This is a genomic window from Phenylobacterium sp., from assembly GCF_965284355.1.
In the GTDB taxonomy this organism is placed as follows: Bacteria; Pseudomonadota; Alphaproteobacteria; order Caulobacterales; family Caulobacteraceae; genus Phenylobacterium.
Genome location: NZ_OZ260078.1, coordinates 4,228,855 through 4,252,546, shown reverse-complemented (window position 1 = coordinate 4,252,546; position 23,692 = coordinate 4,228,855). Strand labels below are relative to the sequence as shown.

At 67.6% G+C, this 23,692-nt stretch carries 18 protein-coding genes; 6 read left to right on the top strand and 12 right to left on the bottom strand.

The features are described 5' to 3' along the window. Positions 1 to 16 precede the first annotated feature (16 nt). A complete protein-coding gene (locus ACQ66R_RS20880; protein ID WP_430425170.1) occupies positions 17 to 1,333 on the bottom strand; it encodes a sugar MFS transporter in 1,317 nt (438 codons plus the stop codon). A 187-nt stretch (positions 1,334 to 1,520) separates the two neighbouring features. On the opposite strand from ACQ66R_RS20880, the gene ACQ66R_RS20875 reads away from it, so the two are divergent. The 4 genes from ACQ66R_RS20875 to ACQ66R_RS20860 all read left to right on the top strand — a co-directional run bounded on the left by ACQ66R_RS20875 (position 1,521) and on the right by ACQ66R_RS20860 (position 7,872). Continuing rightward, positions 1,521 to 4,283: a TonB-dependent receptor domain-containing protein gene (locus ACQ66R_RS20875; RefSeq protein ID WP_430426368.1), complete on the top strand. Its 2,763-nt coding sequence runs from the start codon at positions 1,521 to 1,523 to the stop codon at positions 4,281 to 4,283. A gap of 94 nt (positions 4,284 to 4,377) precedes the next feature. Further along, the gene (locus ACQ66R_RS20870; protein WP_430425168.1) at positions 4,378 to 5,436 is read left to right on the top strand and encodes a LacI family DNA-binding transcriptional regulator; all 1,059 of its coding nucleotides are present in this window, start codon (positions 4,378 to 4,380) and stop codon (positions 5,434 to 5,436) included. 103 nt (positions 5,437 to 5,539) lie between these two features. Then, positions 5,540 to 6,820, top strand: a complete 1,281-nt coding sequence (locus ACQ66R_RS20865; RefSeq protein ID WP_430425166.1) for a serine hydrolase domain-containing protein — start codon at positions 5,540 to 5,542, stop codon at positions 6,818 to 6,820. 92 nt (positions 6,821 to 6,912) lie between these two features. After that, positions 6,913 to 7,872, top strand: coding sequence for a LysR family transcriptional regulator (locus ACQ66R_RS20860; RefSeq protein ID WP_430425164.1), 960 nt, complete (start codon positions 6,913 to 6,915; stop codon positions 7,870 to 7,872). Here the strand turns inward: ACQ66R_RS20860 and ACQ66R_RS20855 are convergent. Genes ACQ66R_RS20855 through trbB form a run of 11 tightly spaced genes read right to left on the bottom strand, consistent with a single transcriptional unit; the run spans position 7,841 to position 17,106 of the window. Beyond that, entirely contained in the window at positions 7,841 to 8,062 is a 222-nt protein-coding gene (locus tag ACQ66R_RS20855) for a DUF2274 domain-containing protein (RefSeq protein WP_430425162.1), read from the bottom strand. The genes ACQ66R_RS20860 and ACQ66R_RS20855 overlap by 32 nt on opposite strands. 3 nt (positions 8,063 to 8,065) lie before the next feature. Continuing rightward, positions 8,066 to 9,235 carry a TrbI/VirB10 family protein gene (locus ACQ66R_RS20850; RefSeq protein ID WP_430425160.1) on the bottom strand — a complete coding sequence of 390 codons (1,170 nt, stop codon included), beginning with the start codon at positions 9,233 to 9,235 and terminating at the stop codon, positions 8,066 to 8,068. A gap of 5 nt (positions 9,236 to 9,240) precedes the next feature. Next, a complete protein-coding gene (gene trbG, locus ACQ66R_RS20845) occupies positions 9,241 to 10,209 on the bottom strand; it encodes a P-type conjugative transfer protein TrbG (RefSeq protein WP_430425158.1) in 969 nt (322 codons plus the stop codon). Beyond that, positions 10,209 to 10,895: a conjugal transfer protein TrbF gene (gene trbF, locus ACQ66R_RS20840; RefSeq protein ID WP_430425156.1), complete on the bottom strand. Its 687-nt coding sequence runs from the start codon at positions 10,893 to 10,895 to the stop codon at positions 10,209 to 10,211. The genes trbG and trbF overlap by 1 nt, the downstream gene beginning before the upstream one ends. 1 nt (position 10,896) lies before the next feature. Next, a complete protein-coding gene (gene trbL / locus ACQ66R_RS20835) occupies positions 10,897 to 12,117 on the bottom strand; it encodes a P-type conjugative transfer protein TrbL (protein ID WP_430425154.1) in 1,221 nt (406 codons plus the stop codon). Next, positions 12,114 to 12,377 (bottom strand): putative entry exclusion protein TrbK-alt, encoded by a 264-nt coding sequence (gene trbK-alt / locus ACQ66R_RS20830; protein ID WP_430425153.1) that lies wholly within the window; start codon positions 12,375 to 12,377, stop codon positions 12,114 to 12,116. Before trbK-alt ends, trbL begins: the two co-directional genes overlap by 4 nt. Continuing rightward, positions 12,374 to 13,117 (bottom strand): P-type conjugative transfer protein TrbJ, encoded by a 744-nt coding sequence (gene trbJ / locus ACQ66R_RS20825; protein WP_430425151.1) that lies wholly within the window; start codon positions 13,115 to 13,117, stop codon positions 12,374 to 12,376. The genes trbK-alt and trbJ overlap by 4 nt, the downstream gene beginning before the upstream one ends. Next, the gene (trbE, locus tag ACQ66R_RS20820) at positions 13,114 to 15,570 is read right to left on the bottom strand and encodes a conjugal transfer protein TrbE (RefSeq protein WP_430425149.1); all 2,457 of its coding nucleotides are present in this window, start codon (positions 15,568 to 15,570) and stop codon (positions 13,114 to 13,116) included. Before trbE ends, trbJ begins: the two co-directional genes overlap by 4 nt. A 7-nt stretch (positions 15,571 to 15,577) precedes the next feature. Next, a complete protein-coding gene (locus tag ACQ66R_RS20815) occupies positions 15,578 to 15,847 on the bottom strand; it encodes a VirB3 family type IV secretion system protein (RefSeq protein ID WP_430425147.1) in 270 nt (89 codons plus the stop codon). Continuing rightward, positions 15,847 to 16,167, bottom strand: coding sequence for a TrbC/VirB2 family protein (locus ACQ66R_RS20810; protein ID WP_430425145.1), 321 nt, complete (start codon positions 16,165 to 16,167; stop codon positions 15,847 to 15,849). The genes ACQ66R_RS20815 and ACQ66R_RS20810 overlap by 1 nt, the downstream gene beginning before the upstream one ends. A 15-nt stretch (positions 16,168 to 16,182) precedes the next feature. Beyond that, entirely contained in the window at positions 16,183 to 17,106 is a 924-nt protein-coding gene (gene trbB / locus ACQ66R_RS20805; protein ID WP_430426366.1) for a P-type conjugative transfer ATPase TrbB, read from the bottom strand. A gap of 402 nt (positions 17,107 to 17,508) precedes the next feature. On the opposite strand from trbB, the gene ACQ66R_RS20800 reads away from it, so the two are divergent. Both ACQ66R_RS20800 and ACQ66R_RS20795 read left to right on the top strand, forming a co-directional pair. Beyond that, positions 17,509 to 22,146, top strand: coding sequence for an AAA domain-containing protein (locus tag ACQ66R_RS20800; protein ID WP_430425143.1), 4,638 nt, complete (start codon positions 17,509 to 17,511; stop codon positions 22,144 to 22,146). After that, positions 22,143 to 23,555, top strand: a complete 1,413-nt coding sequence (locus tag ACQ66R_RS20795; protein ID WP_430425141.1) for a hypothetical protein — start codon at positions 22,143 to 22,145, stop codon at positions 23,553 to 23,555. Before ACQ66R_RS20800 ends, ACQ66R_RS20795 begins: the two co-directional genes overlap by 4 nt. The last annotated feature ends 137 nt before the right edge of the window (positions 23,556 to 23,692 follow it).

Genomic DNA, 23,692 nt, shown 5'->3' with positions numbered 1-23,692 from the left:
CATCAGCGCACTAGAACTAGGGCGTCTTAACGGATTCGGCGGCCACGCCGGCGGGCCGCCGTGCATAGATGCCGAACGCCAGGATGACGGCATAGCAGAAGGCAGGCACCACCAGCGCGACCTGTAGGCTTGCCAGGTCTGCCGCGCGTCCCATCAGGACTGGGACGATCGCGCCTCCAACTATCGCGACGCAGAGGATGCCCGAGCCGTCGGCCGCCCTCCGGCCCAAGCCTTCGCAAGCCAGCGAGAAGATCGTCGGGAACATGATCGAGTTGCAGAGGCCGATGGCCAGCAGCGAGTAGGCGGAGACGGCGCCAGTGCTGTTGGCCGACACCAACAGGAGCGAAATGGCGGCGGTCGCCGCTGTCGCCAGAACCATCCCTGGTCGGGAAACGCGAAGGATGTAAGCACCAACGAACCGCCCCAACATCGCACCGCCCCAGTAGAGGGCGACATGCTGCCCGGCGGCGCGCTCTCCGAGCGCCAGGACATTCGATTGCATGAGGTAGTTGACGATGATCGAGCCGATCGCGACCTCGGCGCCGACGTAGAGAAAGATGCACAGCGCCCCGAAGGCAAGCCTTGGACGGCCCAGGAGAGCGAAGGACTGGAAGGCATTGGCGTCTTCAGACAGCGTCTCCACAAGGCGGCGGCGGCGGACCCAGACGACCGCCGCCATGACCGCCAGTGCGGCGGCGAGGCCGAGATAGGCCGCCACGACTGTACGGGTCTCCTGCGTCCGATAGGCGTCCAACGCCGCTCCGCTGAGTCCTTCGGCATCCACGTTGGCCAGCGTGCCGAGGATTAGCAGGGCGCCCACGTACGGGAAGACCGTGGTGCCGAGGGAGTTGAAGGCTTGGGCGAACGTCAGCCGGCTGTGTGTTGTGGCCGACGGACCGAGCATCGATATGAGTGGATTGGCGACGACCTGCACCATGGTGATCCCCGCGGCGAGGACGAACAGCGCCAGCAAGAACGGAATGAAGTCGGCGGATAGCGACGCGGGAATGAACAGCAGGCACCCCGCCGACATGGTCGCCAGCCCCACGACTGCGCCACGCATATAGCCGACCCGCTTTACGACGGCGGCAGCTGGCGCCGAGACGACGAAGTAGGCAGCGAAGAAGGCCGACTGGACCAGCATCGCTTCGGCATAGGAGAGCGTGAACAGGTCCTTCAGCTTCGGGATCAGTACGTCGTTGAGGCTGGTGATCCCGCCGAACACGAAGAACAGCCCATAGACGAAGTATCGCAGGTCCGCCGCATTGGGCGGGACCGATCCCCCCTCCTGTTCCGCGTCGCTCACCGGACGTGACGGGGCCTTCAGCTGCATCTGGATTTCGCTCCCCGTCTAGCTTCCGACCCTGATTAGAAACGTTCCCAATTCATTTGACAACGTTTTCAGTTTTTGATGGAAACGTTTCCAAAATGCCGCGAGCGCACCTGAGGCTCGGCGGAAACGAGGGGAGGATCTGTTGAAATCATCAACCTATTGCGCGGGGTGCAGCCTCATCGCGCTCATGCTTTCGTCGCCGGCTCTCGCGCAGTCGACGAGCGCTCCCGAGACCATTGAGGAAGTTGTGGTCACCGGGTCACGCGTCATCACGAGCGGCGAGAACTCGCCAACGCCGCTGACGGTCGTCTCTGCTGAACAACTGCTCCAGACGACGCCGACGAATGTGGCGGATGCACTCCGGAAGCTGCCCGTCGTCAGCAACTCAAATAGCGTCGCCTCAGTCAACAACTCGGGCGCCAACAACGTCGGCAACTTCATCAACCTGCGGGGTTTCGGCGCGATCCGGACGCTCGTCCTGTTCGATGGCAAGCGGCTGACGCCCTCGACCTCGACGGGCCTGATCGACACCAACGTCATCCCAGAGATGCTGCTGGAGCGGGTGGACGTCGTGACCGGCGGCGCGTCCGCCGTCTATGGCTCCGACGCCGTGACGGGCGTCGTCAACTACGTGATCGACAAGCGTTTCACGGGTCTCAAGCTGCAGGCCCAGGCCGGCGTCTCGGACTACGGCGACGGCGAATCGTGGCGAGCCGGCGCGGCCTGGGGCGCCGAGGTGCTCGAAGGCCGCGGCCACCTTCTCGTCAGCTACGAGCACTTCGACCAGGACGGCATCGACACCAAGCTCGGGCGCAAGAATGGACGCCTAGTCTATACGCAGCAGGGCGCCGGCACCGCGTCGAACCCCTTCACGCTGGTCGCCAATACACGCTCCACCTTCGGCTCCTTCGGGGGCCTCATTCTTCCAGGCTTCCTGTACGGTCTTCCGAACAGCCCCCTCACGGACATGCAGTTCGCCGGCGATGGCGCGACGCTCGTGCCGTTCGTCCACGGCACGCCCACGGGCTCCTTCGGCGCCGAGAGCGGAGGCGACGGCTTCTACAACTCGATTTCGGCGCTCACGGCGGCCCTCGAGACCGACCGCGCCTTCAGCCGCTTCGACTATGAGCTCACGGACGATATCAAGGCCTACGTGCAGGCGAGCTGGGCGCGGAGCGAGAACAGCAACACCGTGCTCAACTACTCCATCTATCCCGGCACCGCGGTCATCTCGCCCACCAACCCTTATCTGTCGCCCGCCATCCAGGCTCAGCTGGGCGGCGTTCCCTTTGCGATCGGACGCTACTACGACGACCTCCCCGGCTACCGCACCGCAGCCGTCACCCGCAATATCCAGGGGACCATCGGCCTGCAGGGCAGGTTCGGCGACGCTTTCGACTGGGACGTCTTCTACTCGCATGGCTGGTCGAAGGCGCGGGTCTCGAGCATCGGCAACGTCAACACGGGCCGCCTCGCCGCGGCGCTCGACGCCGTGAACGTCGGCGGCACGATCCAATGTCGCGTGAACACGGGCCCTTACGCGGGCTGCTTTCCCTACAACCCGTTCGTGTCCGGCCGGGAAGCGTCCGCCGCGATCAACTACGTGCGTGGCACGACCTCGTTCGACCTTACGAACAAGCTAGACAATGTCGGCGCGGCGGTCACAGGCACGCCGTTCGAGACCTGGGCGGGCCCGGTCAAAGTCGCCTTGAGCGGCGAGTATCGCCGCCTATCGCTGCGCAACGTCAGCAATGCGCAGCCATCCGAGCATCCCGACTGCACGGGGGTCCAGTTCTGCAATCCGTTCCTGCCGCTGTGGCTCTCCAACACCACGGCAGACGCCGACGCCAGGCAAAGCGTCAAGGAGGGGGCGTTCGAGGCCGTTGTCCCGCTGCTGCGCGACGCCCCATATGCGCGCTCGCTCGATCTGAACGGCGCGGTCCGCTACACCCACTACAGCACGAGCGGCGGCGTCACGACCTGGAAGGTGGGCGGCGACTGGCAAGTGAACGACATCCTGTCGTTCCGCGCGACGCGCTCGCGCGATATCCGCGCCCCTAACCTGAACGAGCTGTTCGCGCCAGAAACCGCCTCGCTGACCGGTTTCACGGACATCCACACCACCAATACCGCGGTGACGAGGCTCTTCACGCGGAGCAATCCGGACCTTAAGCCCGAGGTGGCAAAGACCCTGACCGCCGGCATGGTCATTAAGCCGGCGCCCAGGCTGAGCCTGTCGATCGACTACTATCGGATCAACATCGCCAACGCGATCGCCTCGGTCGGAGGAGCCGACGTGGCGACCCAAAAGGCCTGCGAGGACAGCGGCGGCGCTGCGGACGTCTGCGCCTTCTACGTCCGCCCCTTCCCTTTCAGCGATACGTCGGTGACCAACTTCCCGACCGCCGTCATCGCGCAGGTCCAGAACATCGCATCGCACAAGATCGAAGGGGTCGACACCGAGATCAACTACTGGGCGCCGCTCGCGAACGGCACGCTCACCCTGCGTGGCCTCCTGAGCTACCAGCCCAAGTTCGAGCTCAGCAGGTTCGGCACGACGATCGACAACGCCGGTGTCGCCGGCCAGCAGGCGGCGGGCGGTGTGCCGAAGTGGCGTGCGACGCTCTTTGCGTCCTATCGCACCGACTACTGGGGCGTGGATGTCCAGCACAGGTGGCGGGCCTCGCTCAAGCAGAGCGGCGATCCCACGCTTGTCTTCGACACGCCGGAGGTCCCCTCGGTCGGCTTCACCGACCTGACGCTGACGGCCCATCCCGGCGGAGACAGGAACCGCACCCTGTTCCTCTCGGTGCAGAACGTCTTCAACAAGGACGCCCCCGTCTACATCAACCCGAGCTGGGCGGCGACGCCCGGGTTCTTCTACCCGGTAGCGGGAGACGACGACGTGATCGGCCGCTACTTCACCGCGGGAGCTCGCCTCTCCTTCTAGTTCTGGCGCCAGTCCAATCGCGGCGGGTCGCATCGCGTGACCCGCCGCCACTTTCTCGACTGTGATCAAGCATCGCGCCAAGCACGCCACAACGTTGATCGTCCAGCTGGCGGACTGTACTCAGCGAAGGGTGAGCAGGGGCAAGCCAACCATCATCGACGTCGCCAAGGCCGCCGGCGTTTCCGTGTCGACAGTCTCGCGGGTCATCAATGGCGAAGCCCATGTGCGGCCCGCTAGGATCGAAGCGGTCCAGCGTGCGATCGCATCGCTCGGATTCACGCCCGATCCGGCCGCGCGCTCACTACCGGGCTCCCGATCGTTCATCATCGGCGCGATTTTCGAGAAGCTGTCGCCTTTCTACCTGGCGCATCTCCAACTGGGGGCCATGGAGGCTTGCCGGGCGGCGGGCTATCTCCTGGTCGTCGAGCAACTCGACCTCGTGCGCGATCCTGACCTGACCGCGTTCGCGCGCACCCTGGCGACCGCGCGCTTCGACGGCGTCATCGTTGCGCCTCCAGTGGCCGACCACCCGAAGATCATCGACCTGTTGTCTGCGCGCGGGATCCGGATGGCGCGGATCGCGCCCGGCAATGAAGTCCCCGGAACCTGCCACATCGAGTGCGATGACGAAGGCGGCGCGGCGGCCCTCGCGAAGCACCTGCTGGAGCTTGGTCACGTCCGGTTCGGCATGATCGCCGGGCCACCCGGCAACGTGGCCTCGGTCCGGCGCCAGTCAGGCTTTCAGTCTGCGCTTAGGGAACATGGGCTGGATCCGTCCTGCGTCGAGACCGTGGTGGGCGACTTCACGTTCGAAAGCGGCATGCAGGCCTGCGAGGCCCTGCTTGAAAAAGGCTCCTTCACGGCCATTGTCGCGGCCAACGACGACATGGCCGCAGGCGTCCTCGCCGTGCTCCATCGCCGAGGCATCGTCGTACCCGACCAGATGTCCGTCTGCGGGTTCGACGACAGCCCGACGGCGCAGCTCGTCTGGCCGCCGCTCACGACGGTGAGGCAACCCATCATGGAGATGAGCGCCGCGGCCGCCAATTTCCTCATCAGGCGCGATACCGAAGGCCACGAGATCGGCGTGTTTCCCACCGAACTCGTCGTGCGGAACTCGACAGGGCCTGCAGCGGCCCCGAAAGGCGCCTAGCCGGCGACGCCACGCCTCCCCCGACAACAATCCGCCCGCCAAGCGCGTTGATAACGTTTCCTGAACTCGCTATTGGAAACGTTTTCAGAAACGAGGAAACGCCTTGCTCAGGATCACTCTTCTCGCCGCCCTCGGCGCCACTCTAGTCACCCTGTCCTCCGCGCCTGCCTCCGCTCATCCTGCTGTACCGCGCGCTGAGGCGTCGGCTCCGGTCGAAATCGACAAGAAGAGGATCGACGCGGCCCTCGAGGCGATGGTCGAAAGCGGCCGCGCCGTTGGCGTATCCGCGCTCGTCTGGCAGGACGGGCAAGAGCGCTATTTCGGGACCGCCGGCATGGCCGACCGCGAGGCCGGAAAGCCCATGCAGCGCGACACATTGGTGCAGATCTTCTCGATGACGAAACCGGTCACCGGGGTCGCCCTCATGCAGCTCTGGGAGCAAGGGCGGTTCGGCCTGGACGAGCCCTTGTCGCGATACCTGCCGGAGTTCGCCAACATGCAGGTGATCGACGGACACGGCGGCGTGCGCCCCGCGGCCCGACCGATCCTGATCCGGGACATCCTGCGCCACACCGCAGGCTTCTCCTACGGCATGCGGGACACCGCCGCCGACGCAGCCTTCCACGCCGCCAAACCCCTGGATCTCAGGAACGACCTCAGCGAACTGGGCCGCCGCCTCGCGGGCGTGCCGCTGCTCTTCGACCCGGGCGAGGAGTGGAGCTACAGCGCCTCTGTGGACGTCCAGGCCCTGCTCGTCGAGAAGCTCACGGGCCAGCCGTTCGAGCCCTATGTGAAGGCCCAGATCCTCGACCCCCTCGGCATGAAGGACACCGCCTGGACACGGGCCGAAGCCGACTTCCCCCGCCTCGCCGCCGTCTACAACAAGGGCCCCGACGGCAAGCTGGCGCGGGAGGCCACGGCCGAAACCCGGCGGATGAACTTCGACCCGGCCCGTCGCTTGACCATGGGCGGCGCCGGCCTGGTGGCCCCGATCGACGATTACGCCCGCTTCTCGCGCATGCTGCTCAACGGCGGATCGCTAGATGGCGTGAGAATCCTGAACCCGTCGACCGTGCGGCTGATGGCGACCGACCACCTGGACCCCAGCATGACCCGGCGCTGGTTCCTGCCGGAAAAAGGTTCGGTCGGCTTCGGATTCAACTTCGCCGTCCGCAATCGCCAGCCGCAGACGCCGACGGAGAACCGTGGCGCTGTCGGAGAATTCTTCTGGGACGGCCGCGACAGCACCCTCTTCTGGGTCGATCCCGCCAACAAGCTGACGGCCGTGTTCTTCGTCCAGACCTACCCGTTCGACGCGACGCTGCACCGTGACCTGCGCGCAGCGGTTTACGGGCCGAACTATCTCGGCCCCAAGGGCGACTAGGACATGCCCGTGAGCCCGGCCGGCGCCTGTGTCATGGCAGGCTCCGGCCGACTGCTCCGCATCCATCGGCCCACAGCCGGGCCTGTCGGATGATGGCCCCCGACGCAGAAGCCTGGACGCACTCCGCCGGCAGCGACCAGCGCATCCTTTCGCAGGCCTGCAGGACGGTCCTGCTCGTCGCCCAGGAGGGAAGCTTCAGCGGGGCGGCCCGCCATATGAGGGTCCGCCAGTCGACGGTCAGCCGACAGGTCCGCAGCTTCGAGGACTGGATCGGGGTGTCGATCTTCGAGCGCATAGGAGCCGGCGTTCGCGTCACCGACGCCGGGCGCCAGTTCCTGGACCGGCTCGACCAGATCGGCGGGCTCGCCCGGGTGGCTCTCTCCGAGGCTCGCGACGCCGGCACCGCCCGCTCCGGCAGCCTGCGCCTGGGCTTCATCGGTTCCTTCGCAAGCTTGCCCGCGAAGGAGATCCTCGGCCGGCTGAAGGCCCTCCACCCGCACCTCAAGCTTCAGCTGACGGAGCTCGGATCGAGCGAGCTCGTCCGCCAGGTCCTGGCCCATGAGTTGGATTGCGCCTGGGTGGCGACCTGGCGCTCGCCCGATCCGGTCCTGGTCTTCGAACCGCTCTGGCCGGAGCCCTACTATCTCGCGATGCCCGCGGATCGCCCCGGCGAGGACCGGGTGCGCTGGAATGCGCTCTCCGGCCAGACCCTCCTCTCGCGGCCGGAGGCCGAGCTGGACCTGCTCTCTGCAGCCCTGGCGGAGGCCAGGGTCGCCCCGCCGGAGGTGCAGATCCACGACCTGTCGCGAGAGAGCCTGGTGGCGCTCGTCGCCGACGGCGAGGGCGTCGCGATCCTGCCGGAGAGCTTTGCGAGGACCGGTCGGCCCGGCGTGCGGTTCGCCCGCATTGACGAGCCGGGCGCCGCCGCCCCGATCTCGAGTGTCTTCCGGCGCGACCGGGACAATCCCGCTCTGCGCCGGCTCCTGGCGATCGCGCGGGATTGGCGACGCGAGAGGCTGGCTAGCGGGGGCCGCGGACTCGCCCGCGAGTGAAGGCCCGGTCGCTCGACATGAAACGCGCGAGCATGGGCGCGACCAGCCGCGTGGGCTCGACGGCCTCCCCGCTCTCGCGGGCGACGGCCTCGGCGTAGGCGACCAGCATCCGGTGGGTTTCGGCCGGCAGGTCGACGGTGATCCGCACGGGCTTGTCGTCGGGGACAGAGGAGAGTTTCAGCTTCGGCATGGATCAGCTCCCGAGGGCCTCGAGCACCAAGTCGCGGGTGACCAGGACGCGGACCGGGAAGCCCGGCCGCACGGTCAGGGTCGGCTGCACGTCCAGGGTCTTCGCCACCACCTGCTGCCCGGCTTGGTTGGCGGCGTTGGCGCCGCCCTGCCGGACCGCTTGGGCGAGGTCGCTGTCGTCGGACCCCTGCCCCAACTCGGCTCCGACGCCCAGGATCGCGGACAAGACCGCTGCCGACGCCAACTGCTTCCAGTGGCGGTCGACGCCGTCCTGCAGGCCAGCAAAGCCCTGGGCGTCGCCAGCGGGCTGGCGGTCCAGGACGATCGAGCGGCCACCGGGCAGGATCAGCCGGGTCCAGGCCAGCAGCACGCGGCTTTGGCCGAACGCCACCTGGCTGTCGTAGACGCCCAGGAGGCGCGCGCCCTGCGGGATGAGGAGGATGCGGCCGGTTGGACTGTCGTAGACGTTCTCGGTCACCTGAGCGGTGACCTGGCCCGGCAGGTCCGACCGGATTCCGGTCAACAGGGCGGCCGGCACGATCGATCCCGCCTGCAGGACGTAGGGCGAAGCCGGCGGCTCGATGCGGTGTGGGCTGGTCGTCGACAGGTCCGTCGGAGCCGCGAGGAACGACGGCTTGGGGTCCCCGGCTGCCAGCAACGTGGCCGCCAGCGCCCCGGCCGCGGGCGCGCCTAGGGCATCCGGCGCTTGAGGGACCGCCGCCTCGGTGTCGGCCACGAACAGGCGGCTTGTCCACGCGGCCTGGCGCTCCTGGTCCCGGAGCCGCTGCGCCGCGTCCCCGGCCGCCGATGTCGCCGGCGCCGAGGGCTCGGCAGCGCCTGGCGCGCCACCCTGGGCGTTAAGGATCGGCCGCCCGAGGTCACCCGGAAGCGGCGGCCCAAGCCGTGGCACGTCGCGCGGCAGGCTCGCATAGTCCTGCGGCAAGGTCCCCAGACCATCCGTCGGCGGCTTCGAATTTGTGGCGACCAGTTCTGGCTCGGCCGCCCGTCCCGGCCGCTCATGGACAGCGAAGGCGACCGCTGCCGCGATGGTGGCGGCTGCGCCGCCGCCCAGCACCACCAAGGCCCGGCGGGATAGCCGCGTCACCCGCGGGGGGTCCCCGCGCAGGCGTAGCTCCGCAGCGATCGTCTTCTCGGCGTCATGGCTTTGCATCATGGCGACTACGGCGCCCCGATCCGGCGGATGGTCACGCGTTGCCGGTCGTTCCTGCCGCCGAGCCGAAGCTCCGCGGCCTGGAAGAGGCGATCGACGATCATGCGCCGGCCGCTGACCCGGTAGTTGACGAGCTCGGCGGCGCCCTCGGCGCCGCGGATGAAGAGCGGCGGCATCTCGCCCTGGGAGACGCCCCCGGGGAACTCGATGAACACCTGCCGGCCGTCGTCGAAGACACGGATGGGTCGCCAGGACGCGCGCCCCTCGATGCGATAGTCGAAGTTGAGCCGGTCGAGGTCGATCCCCTGGGCGACCGGCCGCGCCGCCGCGTCCGCCTGGGCCGCAGTGCGAAGCGCCAGGAGGTCGTCCTGCGGATAGCGCCAGGACACCGACGCCATGTACGCCTCCGGCGTGGCGCGCAGTTCCAGGTGGTAGGTCCGCCGGTCGGTGTTGATGACCAGGTTCGTCACGAGCTTCGCATCCGTCGGCTTGACGAGGATGTGCACGCGCCGACCGATCCCCTGCCCGCTCTCCGTATCGCCGATGATCCAGCGGACCGTGTCGCCGGCGGCCACCGGGCCGGTTCCCGCGAGTTGCTCGCCAGGCTGCAGGGCGATGTCGGTCACCCGGCCCGGCGCGGCATAGACCTGGTAAAGCGCACCCTCGGTCCAAGGATAGACCTGCACGCCGTTGACGTAGCCAGCCTGGCTCGGCTCGACGCGGGCTGCGGCGTTGGCGGCCGCCACGCGCGTCGGAGGGCTCCGCAGGTCCGGGGCCGGCGCTGTCGCCAAGGGCTTCAGCTGGCCCGGCAAGGGCAGCGGCGTCGGCACGGGCATGACCACCAGCTTTCGGGGTGGATCCGGCAGCCGGACGGCGGCGATCTCCGATGCGGCCGCGGGGGCGGGCTGCAACGAAGCGCAGGCGGCGAGCGCCGGCATCGCCGTAGCGGCCAGCACGATGGAGAGGGGGCGGCGCATCAGCTGAGCTCCTTTGACCAGTCGAGGGCATGGACGAAGACGCCGAGGGGGTTGCGACGCAGCCCGTCGGCGTCGTGAGGGGGCTGCAGGACGACGGTGAGGATCGCGGTCCACTGCTCGGTGGTGGCCAGGACGCCATCCTGGTAGCGGCGCTCCGTCCAGGCCACGCGGAAGCTGGTCGGCGAGGCGCGGATGACGCTGGAGACGTCCACCGCCACCTGCACGCGCCCGACCTTTCCGAACGGGTCTGCGCCCCGGGCATAGTCGTTGAGCGCCTGCGCGCCCTTGGCGGTGGCGTAGTCGTAGGCGCGCAGCCAGTCCTGCCTCAGGACCACGGGGTCCGCCGGGATGGAGCGGACGTCGCGGATGAATTGGGCGAGGTGCCAGGCGACCTGCGGATCGGTTGGGCGGTAGCCATGGTCGGCCGGAGCGACGGCCTCGGCGCGACCCAACTGGTCCACCTGGACCACCCAGGGGGTCACTGTCCCGCGGGCGCCCTGCCAGACCAGCCCGCCGACCGCACCTGCTGCCAGGGCCAGACTCGCGAAGGCGGCCGATCGCCAGTTGCGGGCCTGCACGCGGGCGGAACCAATCCGCTCGTCCCAGGCCTGGCCGGCGCGCTGGTAGGGGGTCTCGGGCTGAGGCGTGCGACCATAGCGCGCCTCGCTTCGCTTGAAGAAACTCATCTCAATCCTCGCTGAGGGAAACGACGCCGGAGCCACCGGCCTGGTCCCCGGACCGCACGCCATGGGCAGAAGTCTGAAGGCCGTGGCGGACGCCCCGGAGGGCCTTGAGCCGCTTGGCCCATGAAGGCGCGCCCTCTTCCGCCGAGGCCGCCGGGGACATGGGGAGCGCAGGCGCGGCTGCGCCGGGACTCGCAGGGCCACTTGCCGGCCGGGGGCCGCCGCCACCCGACGGACCACCCGAGGTTCCGCCGCCCGGCGGGTTCGGCGCGCCACCGGCAGGTCCGCGCCGGACCGCTGCGGCCGTGGCGGCGGCGCGGGCGGAGCCGGCTGCACCGGCGACCGCGCGTACCCCCATGCCGCCGGCGACGGCGAGGCCGCCCACGGTCAAGGCCGTGCCGACCGCAGCGCCGGCGCCCAGCTGCGGCGCCCCGGAGACCAGGGCCGTGGCGATGCCCGGGCCGAAAATCCCGAGGCCGAGCAGGCAGAGCGCTGCGAGCGCCGTGGCCAGCACCTGCTCAAGGCTGGGTTGCACGCCGGAATAGGCCTGGACGAACGCCTCGAAGAGCGTCGAGCCGATGCCGACGATGATCGCCAGCACGAGGACCTTCACGCCTGAGGCGACCACGTTGCCGAGGACACGCTCGGCTAGGAAGGCGGTGCGCCCTAAGAGTCCGAAGGGGACGAGGACGAAGCCCGCGAGCGTTGTCAGCTTGAACTCGATGAGGGTCACGAAGAGCTGCACTGCCAGGATGAAGAAGGCGATCAGCACGACCCCGAAGGCGAGCAGCAGCACCGCGATCTGGACGAAGTTCTCGAAGAAGCCGGGAAAGCCCGCCAGCTCGCCGGCCGCCTCGAGCATGGGCTTGCCGGCGTCGATGCCCGCCTGGGCGATCTTGCCGGGATGCAGGAAGTCGGAAGCCGACATGCCCGCGCCGGCCGCCTTGAGGCCCAGGCCCGAGAAGCTCAGGTAGACGACCTCGGCGAGCGCGTTGAAGTTGCCGATCAGGAAGGCGAAGAAGCCGACGTAGAGGGTCTTCTTGACCAGGCGCGCGAGGATGTCCTCGCCAGGCGCCCACGCCCAGAAGAGGGCAGCGAGCGTAACGTCGATCGCCACCAGGACCTGCGCCAGGTTCGCGACGTCTCCGCGGATCAGGCCGAAGCCCGAGTCGATGTAGCGGATGAAGACCGCAAGGAACTGGTCGACGACGCCGGTGTCGGTCATGACGCCGTCTCCGCGGGTTGGCCGAGAAAGCGCCGGCGGCTGGCTCGCCAAGCCCGGCGGCACGCCGCGTCCTCCTGGGCCGCTATGCCGAGAGCTCGGCAGCGCGCGAGCTCGGCCGATAGCGGCGAGGCGCTCACCGCCGCGGCCCAAGGGACGACAGTCGAGACACGGCTCGCAGCGATGGCGGCGGCCACGGCCGCCATGCCCAGGAGTGCGATAGCGGCCAGCCGCGCAGGGCGGAGGGTGAGGCGCCCGCTCATGGGTAGAACATCTGCACGGGCTGGGCCTGGTAGGCCTGCCCTGGCGCGAGGAAGCGCCGCAGGCGCTCCTTCGCCTCGGCCGCGCTCTGCCCCTGGCGCGCCTGCTCGAGGGCGACAGCCCGGCCCTGCGCTGCCAGGAGGGCCGTAAGGTCGGCGAGCTGCTTCGACTGCAGCGCCAGGAGCTGGTTGCCGGCCTGGGTGGCCTGCAGCGCGCCGGCGGCGCCCTGGCTCTGGCCCACGAGTTCGCCGGCCTGCGCCTGGGTGGAGCCCAGCGTGCCCACCACGCCCGCCTGGACGTCGAGGACGTGCCGGAAAGCCCCCATGGCGTTCATCCACCGCGCCCGGGCGGACGCCGTCAGCGCCTGGTCCGTCGCGGACGCATCAAAGGCCGCAGGGTAGTTCTGCTGGAACTCCCGCCGGATCGCCTCGACGTCGTAGGCGACCCTTCGCGCCTGGCCAAGCAAGGCGGTGATCTCGCTCATGTCGCGCTGCAGGTCGGAGAGGGCCGAAAACGGCAGTTGCTGCAGGTGCTTCGCCTGGTTCAGCAGCATGGTCGCTTCGTTCTGGAGCGAGCTGACCTGGTTGCGGATCTGCTCCAGCGCGCGGGCGGCCTGGAGCAGGTTCTGCGCGTAGTTGGTGGGGTCGTAGACGACCAGGGCCTGGGCCGGCGGCGCGGCGAGCGCCAGGGACAGGGCGGCGACGCCGGCCATGACGGCGCGGCGGGCAAGAGGTGGAGTCACGACGAAGTCTCCCTTGAAGACGAGGACAAGGCGGGGGTGAGAACGGGGATCAGGTCAGCGGCCCAGGCGAGGCTGCGCCGCCGCAGCCAGGCGGCGGCGAAACCTGCATGGCCGTGCTCTGCCAGGACGGCGGCGATCGCGGCTTGGTCGGCCTTGCCGGATGCTGCGCAAAACGCCAGGGCGACCGGTCCTAGGCCGAGTTCGAAAAGTCGGTTGCCGCGTTGCGACTGGCAGTAATAGTCGCGCTTCGGCGTAGCCCGGCTCAGCACCTCGAGCTGGCGGTCGTTGAGCCCGAAGCGCCGGTAGACGGCTGCGATCTGTGGCTCCAGCGCCCGCTCGTTGGGCAGGAAGAGGCGCGTGGGGCAGCTCTCGATGATCGCGGGGGCGATCGTGCTGCCTTCGATATCGGCGAGCGACTGGGTGGCGAAGACCACCGAGGCGTTCTTCTTCCGAAGGGTCTTCAGCCACTCGCGCAGCTGGCCGCCGAAGGTGGGATCGTCGAGTGCAAGCCAGCCTTCGTCGACGATCACCAGCGTCGGCCGGCCGGTGAGGCGCGCCTCGATGCTGTGGAAGAGGTAGGCGAGCACAGCCGGCGCCGCGGCCGAGCCCACCAGGCCCTCGGTCTCGAAGGCCTGGACGTCGGCCTCGCCCAGCCACTCGGCCTCGGCGTCGAGCAGCCGCCCCCAGGGCCCGGCGATGGTATAGGGCGCGAGCGCCTGCTTGAGGCTCGACGACTGCAGCAGGACGGAGAGGCCTGTGAGGGTGCGTTCCGAGGGCGGTGCGGACGACAGGCTGCCGAGCGCGGACCAGAGATGGTCCTTGGCCTCCGGGGTCACGGCCACGCCTTCGCGGGCCAAGATCCCGGCCAGCCACTCGGCGGCCCAGGCCCGCTCGGCCGGCCCGTCTGTGCGCAGGAGGGGTTGCAGGGCGACACCGCCCTCCTCCGCGCCGGCGAGCGCGCCACCGAGGTCATGGAAGTCCCCGCCCATGGCGAGCGCCGCCGCCCGGATCGAACCCCCGAAGTCGAAGGCGAACACCTGCGCGCCAGGATAGCGGCGGAACTGCAGGGCCATGAGCGCGAGCAACACGCTCTTGCCCGCCCCGGTCGGGCCCACCACCAGGGTGTGGCCGACGTCGCCGACGTAGGTTGAAAGGCGGAACGGCGTCGAACCGTCCGTGCGCCCGTGGAGCAGCGGCGGCCCGCCCAGGTGTTCGTTTCGCTCCGGCCCCGCCCATACGGCCGAGAGCGGGATCATATGGGCGAGGTTGATCGTCGAGACGGGGGGCTGGCGGACGTTGGCGTAGGCTTGGCCCGGCAGCGACCCCAGCCAGGCCTCGACCGCATTGACGGTCTCTACCATGCAGGTGAAGTCACGCCCCTGGATGACCTTCTCAACCTGCCGCAGGCGTGCATCGGCGGTGGCTGCGGCCTCATCCCAGACCACAACGGTGGCGGTCACATAGGCGTGGCCGACCAGGTCGGCGCCGAGGTCCTGCAGGGCCGCGTCCGCGTCGAGGGCCTTGTTGTCCGCATCGGTGTCGAGGAGGGCGGAGGCCTCGTTGGTGAGGACCTCCTTCAAGATCGCCCCGATCGACTTTCGCTTGGCGAACCACTGCCGGCGAATGCGGCCCAGCAGCCGCGTCGCGTCGACCTTGTCGAGGCAGATCGCGCGAGTCGCCCAGCGGTACGGAAAGGCCAGGCGGTTGAGCTCGTCCAGCAGCCCGGGCCACGTCTGCGCCGGGAAGCCGTTGATGGTAAGGACCCGCAGGTGCGCCGCTCCGAGCCGCGGCTCGAGCCCACCCGCCAGCGGCTCGTCGGCCAGCAAGGCATCAAGCTGCATCGGCGTCTCGGGGACGCGGACCTTCTGGCGCTTCGTCGAGATCGTCGCGTGCAGGTAGCCGAGGGTCTCCTCGTCCGAGAGCCAGGCGATCTCGGCGGCGAACCCCTCGACCAGGGCAAGCATACGGTCGGTCTGGTCGGCGAAGCCGCGCAACACCTCGCGCCAGTCGACGCGCCGCGTCTCACGGCCATCGTAGAGCCAGCCTTCGGCGGCGGCGCTGCGCTCGGCCGGCGGCAGGTACTGGAAGGTCAGGAAGTATCGGCTCTCGAAATGGGCCCCGGCGGCTTCGAACTGCGCCCGGCGCTCCTCGTCAACGAGTTGCGAGACCGCGTCGCCGAAGGACGATTGTGGATAGCTCTCCGCAGGGACACGCTGGGCCTCGACGAAGATCGCCCAGCCCGAGCCCAGGCGGCGAAAGGCGCTGTTCAGCCGGGCGGCCGCGGCGACCAGCTCAGCGCCGGTCGCAGAGTCCAGGTCCGGGCCACGAAAGCGCGCCGTCCGCTGGAAGCTCCCGTCCTTGTTAAGGACGACGCCGGGGGCGACCAAGGCGGCCCAGGGCAGGAAGTCCGCCAGCAGGGTGGCTTTGCGCCGGTATTCGCGGAGATCGAACATGGCGACCTCAGATCGCGAAGTGGGAGGGAAGCCGGACGTGCCGGCTCGCGACATCGACGAAGTGCGGATCACGGCGCGCGGCCCACACCGCAGCGGCGTGACTGACCAGCCAGAGCACGGCGCCTATCGCCCAGAGCCGAAGGCCGAGGCCCACGGCCGCGGCTAGTGTGCCGTTGAGGATGGCGACCGCGCGCGGCGCCCCCGCCAGCAGGATCGGCTCGGTAAGCGCCCGGTGGACCGGCGCCGTGAACCCGGGGATGTCGACGGCTTCATCCATCAGACCAGCGCCCCGCCGCCGAAGGAGAAGAACGACAGGAAGAAGCTGGAGGCGGCGAAGGCGATCGACAGGCCGAAGACGATCTGGACCAGACGCCGGAACCCGCCCGAGGTGTCGCCGAAGGCCAGGGTGAGCCCGGTGACGATGATGATGATCACCGCAATGATCTTGGCGACCGGGCCCTCGATGGACTCGAGGATCTGCTGCAGCGGCGCCTCCCAGGGCATGGAGGCGCCGGCGGCGTGAGCCGGCATGGCCACAAGCGCGCTGAGCGCCACCGAGTAGGCGAGTGCGCGCCGCAGGATGAAACGAGGGGACATGGGAGTTCTCCGAGGTCAGGGTTGAGACGGGATGGCGCGGGAGAGGCGGTAGTCGCCGGCGGGGTCGAGGCCCTCGACGCGGACGAGTTCGACGAGGCGGCGTTGGGATCCGTGGCCGGACAGGACAGCCACGAGGTCGATGGTCTCGGCGATGAGGGGCCGCGGGACGGTGATCACCGCTTCCTGGATGAGTTGCTCGAGCCTGCGGAGCGCGCCCAGCGCCGAGCCAGCGTGCAACGTGCCGATGCCGCCCGGATGGCCGGTGCCCCAGGCCTTCAGGAGGTCGAGCGCCTCGGGGCCCCTCACCTCTCCGACCGGGATCCGGTCCGGCCGCAGGCGAAGGGCCGAGCGCACCAGCTCGCCGAGGGACGCGACGCCGTCCTTGCTGCGCAACGTCACCAGGTTGGGCGCCGCACACTGCAGTTCGCGGGTATCCTCGATGAGCACGACCCGATCGCCCGTCGCGGCGACCTCCGCGAGGAGCGCGTTTACGAGTGTGGTCTTGCCCGTCGAGGTGCCGCCAGCGACCAAGATATTGCGCCGCGCAACCACGGCCTCGGCGAGCGCCGCAGCCTCGCCCGCCGTCATGACGCCCGTGGCCGCGTAGTCAACGAGGCTGAAGACGGCGACGGCCGCCTTGCGGATCGCAAACGCCGGGGCCTGCACGACCGGCGGGAGCAGCCCTTCGAAGCGCTCGCCCGATCCCGGCAACTCGGCCGAAACCCGTGGGCTTTTCGGGTGGACCTCGGCGCCCACATGGTGGGCCACCAGGCGCACGATCCGCTCGCCATCGGCCGGGCCCATCCGCTCGCCGGTGTCCATCAGGCCCCCGGTGAGCCGGTCGACCCAGAGCCGGCCATCGGGATTGAGCATCACCTCGACGACCTGCGGGTCCTCAAGCCACCCGGCGATGCCGCCGCCCAGGGCGCTCCGCAGCATCCGGGCGCTGCGCACAAAGCTCTCAGTGTGTTGGGGAGCGAGATCCACGAATTGTCTCCAGCAACTGCGGAGACACGGAGAGAAGGCTGGATCGGCCCGAGATCAACAAGCCGCTAGGCGTAGTAGCAGCGCAGCGTGGAAAGACAGGTCCGCTCGGTATCTAGCTTCATTGAGGCTGAATGGTCCCGGGGCGCTAATCGCAAACATGGGTGCATGAGATCGGGTCCTGGTGAGGCACCTTGAACTGGCGAGCGCCGGCGTTGTCCGCTCGGGAGGATTGAGTCGACACAGGTCGCAAACCATTGGACGAATGCGCGGCCTGCGCTCCGGGGGGAACTGTGGTTGGCCTGTCAAATCCGCTATCTAAATAGCGCCGGAATTCAATCGGCTGAGATCAAGGGGGTGAGCGCGCTCGCCGCCGCGTTCCCGCCGCACTGGCTGATGTATGCCAGCCTGACCTGCTACCCGCCGCGTCAGCATCCGATCGAGATCGACGTCTTTGTGGTTACCGATGATCGCGTGTTGCTGCTCGAACTGAAGGACTTGAACGGGACCCTGACTGCAAAGGGCGATAAGTGGCTGCTGAACGGCGCGCCGCGAGGCCGTTCTCCAGTAGCGCTGCTTGCGGAAAAGGCTCGCAAGGTGAAGGGCCTGATCGGCGGCCGGATCGCCCCCCTGGCCAAGATCAGCGTCGACTTCCGTGTGGTACTTACCGGCACGGCGACCCGAGACAACCTGCTGGATGCCGACAAGCGCTACTGCTGGACCTTGCCGGAGGCTTGCTCGATCGTCACCCGAGCCAACCGTCAGCGCCTGCTCGGAACTTGCACGCTTCTATCGGTCACGCCGTGTCGGTTGGAGCAGGATTTCGGACGTCTCTTGGGAGATCCACGACTGTTCGCGGCGCGCGAGGACAGCTGGGATGGCTACGTCCGCGACGAACAGAACCTCTTTGTCCACCCCCGCGGCGCGTGGCGCGATCACCGAGTCCAGCAGGCCCGAGACGCGCGAATGAAGGCCCTGCTGCGAAGCTGGCGCTTCGACAAGCTGCCCGCCAACCTCAATAGCGGCGAGATGCGCCGGCTTGTTGCTGATCGTGAAATTCGGGTGATCGCGCATTTGCGCGACTGCGAAAGCTGGATCGTGGAGCGCGGTTGCGTGCTTACGCCCGCCGGCGCGCCGAAGGACGAGATCCTCACCGATCACTTCGAGCTGTTCGACCTTCCGGGCCAGTGGACGCCGATGCGTCGCTATCTCGAGCGACACAGGGAAAGTCTCACCGCAGATCAGCGCATCTCCCTTGTTGCGACGCTGCTGAACATATTCGCCGAGTTGCACGCCAAGGGCATTGCTCACCGCGACCTAGGAGCGGCCTGCATCTGGGTGGGCTCGCCTACGCGACTGGCGCTCACGGGCCTCATGTCCGCCCAGGTTCCGCAGGATACGTCTGTCTTCGAGTGGCTGCCGCTACTTCGAGGATACGGGCCGGACCTGCCTGAGGATCTGGCCCCTGACACCGCGGGGTCGGCCCGACAACGCGACGTCTACCTGCTGGGAGCGGTCGCTTCCGAAGTCCTGCTCGATACGCCCTGGACGGGCAGCGTGCCGGAGGGCGCGAACGATACGCTCTCTATGGCGTCCGCTGTTCTCACGAAGGCCACGGCTCAGGATCCCAAGGCGCGCTACGAGGATGCGCAGCAGTTCGCTGCCGCCTTTGGTGATGTGTTCTCAGATCCGCCGAAGGGCAACGACCCATCGCGGCTAGACGCCTACGAGACCGAAGTCCTCCCACTCGTCGCCTGGCGACCTCCCGGACCGACTACATCGCGGGGTGGCAAGGTCGCTTATGAAAGTCTTTCGGCCAGCGACGATCGGGTGCACGTGAAGTTGTGGACAGGCCTGCAGCGCGGAACATCGGACGCGCTGAACCTGACTATGCTCACGCTCTTTGAGGCAGCGGCGCGTCTCAAGACCAGCCCTGTTCCGGGTTTGCCCATGGTGGAAGCGGCGGCGCTGTCCCCGATCGGCCCCTTCGTGGTCACTCGCCATGTAGACGGTACGCCACTGGCGGACTGGACGGCACCGGACCTGTTTGCGGCAGCGCAAGTCATCGAGCAGCTCTGCCAGGCTATCATTGCACTGCATGATTTGGGCGCTACGCACGGCGACCTTTCGCCCAGCAACGTCCTGGTGCGGACGACATCTGACCCTGTTGAGCTCACCGTCATCGATCTCTTTGATCTCTCGCCCACCGGCATCGGTCGTGTCCGCAACCTGGCTTGGGCGCCGGCGGACTGGGAACTGCAGAGCGACCTTCAAATCGATCGGTTTGCGGTATGCAAAATTGCAAAGTGCGTCTTGGAGAGCGTCGCCGTCGCAGGCGATCGGCAGCTGTTCGATCTCTGCACAGCCGAGCTGGAGCGGAGCACCATTGAAACGCTTGAGCCGCTCCTAGATGCAGCCCGCGCAGTACTGCGGCGACGCGAACAACCGCCCGCCGACCACATCACGGTCTTCGCGCCGAACTTGGCTATGTCCGAACTCTCGGGCGACGACGGACTGCTTTGGACGAACGTGACGTCCGGCGCGCGCGGCGTTCGGACGTACACGGTGACGTCGTTGGACCGACGCCTCACGTTCCACTTGCGCAATGGCGTGGTGGAGGACTGCCGGTTCGACCAGCTTTCCTTCTGGGATCTTTCGGCGGTTCGCCGCCAAGTTCAGATCCCGCTTCGGCTATCCCTTAGACGAGGCGCGAGCCCTCACGGGTTCGACGTCCTGGCGCGTCGGCTCGAGGCAGCCGCCGCGTCGTCGGCGCCGCCGCCCTCGCCATCGATGTCGCTCGCCGTTGGTGAGCTTTGGCAGCGATCAATCGAAGTGGAGGGCGACCTCGCGCCCGAGGTCGTGATTACGGGGCGCGCCGCCGAATTGGGGATGGAAGGTGCCTACACGTATGAGGCGGAGCGACCCTTCGACTTTGACGGGGAGGCCGACGTCGAAGTACGGGCCCTCGTACAGGGGCGCATGCGAACGATCGGTCGCCTGGACGTCGGGCGATTGAGCGACAGCGTACTAGTTGTGCTGCGCGGCACCCGACCGCTAATGGCGGGCGAAACAATCTTCTTGGTGGATCGTCTCGCGCGAATTTCGCTCGATCGTCGAAGGCGTGCGGTGATGCGTATCATGCGGCGCGAAAGCGCCGTTCCCGACCTTCTTGAATACTTCGAACCGGGCGTCGCAAAGACGGCGACGATGTTCGACGTTTCGGTCTCCAACGAAGACCTCGAAAAGTATAAGCTCAACTCCGGCCAGCGTCGGGCCTTTCGCGACGTCCTAGCGACCGGGCCAGTGGGCCTCCTGCAGGGGCCGCCCGGAACCGGCAAGACCCGCTTCATCGCTGCTTTGGCGCATTGGTTGGTAACCAAGGGAGGCGCGCGCAAGATTCTGTTGGCGAGCCAATCCCACGAAGCGGTGAACAATGCCGCGGAGGAGCTCATCAAGTTCTTCGGCCGCTACGGCGGACGCCTTGATCTCCTGCGCATCGGTGCGCGTGGTCTGACGGATCGGCTTCGGCCATATCACACGACGTCGCTACGGGAGGGGTTTGAGCAGCGGTTTATCGTATCGCTGAAGGCGAGGTTGGCGGCCGTCGCGACCGCCATAGGAGTGAGCCGAGCCCTTGTCCACGACCTCGTTGACATCGAGATCGATCTCGTGGCGCCGGCGCGGCGTCTCGAGCGTATCGACGAGACGCTCACCAAGCCCGACATCGAGGCAGGCGAGCTCCAGAGACTCCGACAGGCCCGGCGCACTCAAACGCGCCCGTTCCTGATGAACGCGACTCGCCGCCTTGGCCGCGAGGTTGCCGCCGATGAGACGCCGTCGAGCGTCGTGTCAGAAGCGCAACTCCGATGCATAGATCGGCATCCTCTGTCCTCTCCTGCGGACGTTGAGGCCGCCCTCCGGGTCATCGAACTCGGCAACGAATGGGTGGACACGCTGCGCTCGGGGCATCGAAACTTCGACGAGTTCCTTGCCAAAACGCGTACGATCGTTACCGGCACCTGCGTAGGCCTGGGCCAAACGCGCGTGCGGCTCGAGGCTACCTCTTTCGACTGGGTCATCGTTGACGAAGCGGCACGATGCACGTCCAGCGAACTCGCAGTTCCCCTGCAGCTTGGCCGCCGCATCCTGCTTGTAGGCGACCACCTGCAGTTGCCGCCCCACATCCCGCACGACCTGCAGGCCGTATTGCGCGAGGAACTGTCGGAGCTGAGTGACGAAGAACGCCAACGAAGCGACTTCGAGCGCGCCTTCACATCCTCGTACGGTCGCGAAGTCGGTAGGATTCTCGACGAGCAATACCGGATGCCCGAGGGCATCTGCCAGTTGGTGTCAGAGGTCTACTACGCACCCCAGGGCGTCAAACTGGAGACGTCCGAGGACCGTGAGCCCGACACGCGCTTCCAAACTGCTTTACCGCAAGCGCTGCAGACGGAAACTACCTGGGTCGACACCTCCAAGAATTCCAATGCCACGGAAGGACGGAAGAACCGAAACCGCGACACTTGGAATGATGCGGAGGTAGAGGCCATTCTCAAAATCCTCCATCAGATCCACGGCGCAAAGAGTTTCGCTGAGCCGCTCACGCGAAGTGAGGACCCGGCCATCGGCGTCATCTGCATGTACAAGGCACAGAAGCATCGCCTGGAGCAGGCCTTCGCCGAACACCCCTTCTCGGAGGCTTTCCGACGCTCGGTAAAGATCGACACGGTCGACGCCTACCAGGGCAAACAGAACAAGATCATCATCGTCTCTTTGGTGCGGAACAATCGCGAGCGTCGTCCGGGGCACGTGGGATCAAACAATCGCTGCAACGTCGCCCTGTCTCGTGCGCAGGAGCGGCTCGTCATCGTTGGCGCCGCCGACATGTGGCGTAGCGAACGTTGTCGGTCATCCATGCGCGCTGTGCTCGAACGAGTTGCGGCAGGGAAGGGCGGTGCCTCCGCGGTTATCCCGGCGGGGGAACTTGAGGGATGAGCAAGCCCGAACCGGACCGCCTCCTTGTCGAGGTCGTAGACTTCCTCGTCCCGTGCCGCCGGTTCTTCATCAAGGCAAACGTGACGCTCGACCGGCAACTTCCAGTGGTGGACGAGTTCGTCTTGCGTCTCGTGCGCACCGCGGACTCCATCTCAGTCCCGCGGCTGCGTCGATTCTTCGCTTTCAGCGCCTCAGAGGCCGAGGCAGTGCTGCTCGATCTGAAGGAGCATGGGCTCATTGCCCTCAACGGCGACGACATCAGCTTAACGCCTACTGGCCACGAACTCTTCAAGCACGCGCAGGGTGATGGAGCGCCTCGTCTCGCGGAGATCGAAGTGCGCGAGGAGAATGTTTGGTTCGATCTCATCAGCAAGAACATCATGGTGGGGACAAGCTTTCGACCGGCGCCGTACCTGATCGCGCTGGAGGAGCAGGCGCGCGCGCGCGCGCTTCCGGAGGCCTACGCGCGGGAAGCCTTCGAAACCAACTTCCGCGACTTCGCCGTGCGCGTCATGCGGCACCCGGAAGCTGACCGTTTGGCGATCTATTCGGTATCGGACGTCCTACCGGCGGGCTTCGCCTATCAACCGATGCGAGCCGAGGTGGAGATCGGTGTGCGCGACGCGATCGAACAGCGCCTTGTCTTTCCGTCGCTCGCCGAGAACCCACTGAAATTCGGTGCACTCTCGAGCGCCGGCGCGGATCGCTGGGACGCCCTTCGTGCGCCAAGCCCATCGGCGGGCGGTTTGGTGGAGTATGAACGTCTCACGGGTGACCGTAGGCCGGCCCAACTTGCAGAGACCAAAGACCCAGACACATGGCTGTCCCTGGTAAACGAGCGCATGTCGTCGGGCGCGCGTCCTACGTTGGGTCCGCCTTATGTGCCGAAGATCACAGAGAGCATCTGCCGGGCGATCGCCGAGGGGCGGAAGCTGACTGCCGATCAGGCCGCGTCCGCTAGCCTGATCTGGGCCCGTCCGGGAGGAGAACTGTGGGGACGTTCCCTGCGCGTCGGCGAGTCCCTGAACGCCATACGCGACGCTCTACGGCTCAAGGGCGCGCCAGACGTCGAGACTCTACTGGTTGTCCCTCGCGCGGTGCCCGCTGACCTGCGACGCGCATGGCGACGCGCGTTCGATCGAGGGTTGTTGGCTCCCTCCGGCCAACTCCCGAGTGACATGGAGGTACTGCTGGTCCCGGGCGTCGTGGCCCATGTCTCAATCTACATCCCATTTCGCAACGGGGCGCTCAGCGTCGGCGTCATCCTCCGCGACGGGGCCATCTTGGAGCGCCTTGAGCGCCGGCTCCGTCGGGAAAGCGGAGACAGCGAACAGTTGTGGTCGAACCTCGGTACGGGCGGCGCTGTTGAGCCGAGCGCGCCTAAGCGCCGGCGTCCGGGCAGGCATTGAACACGTGGTTGCCGTCAACCCCGCCTCAATGAGGGCAGCGGCGTGTGCAGGTCGGACCCTCTAGGGCACATGCACCAGCGCGCGATGTCTGGCTCCAAGCCAAATCCAATGTGACCCGCCCGCCCCCTTGGGCGTGG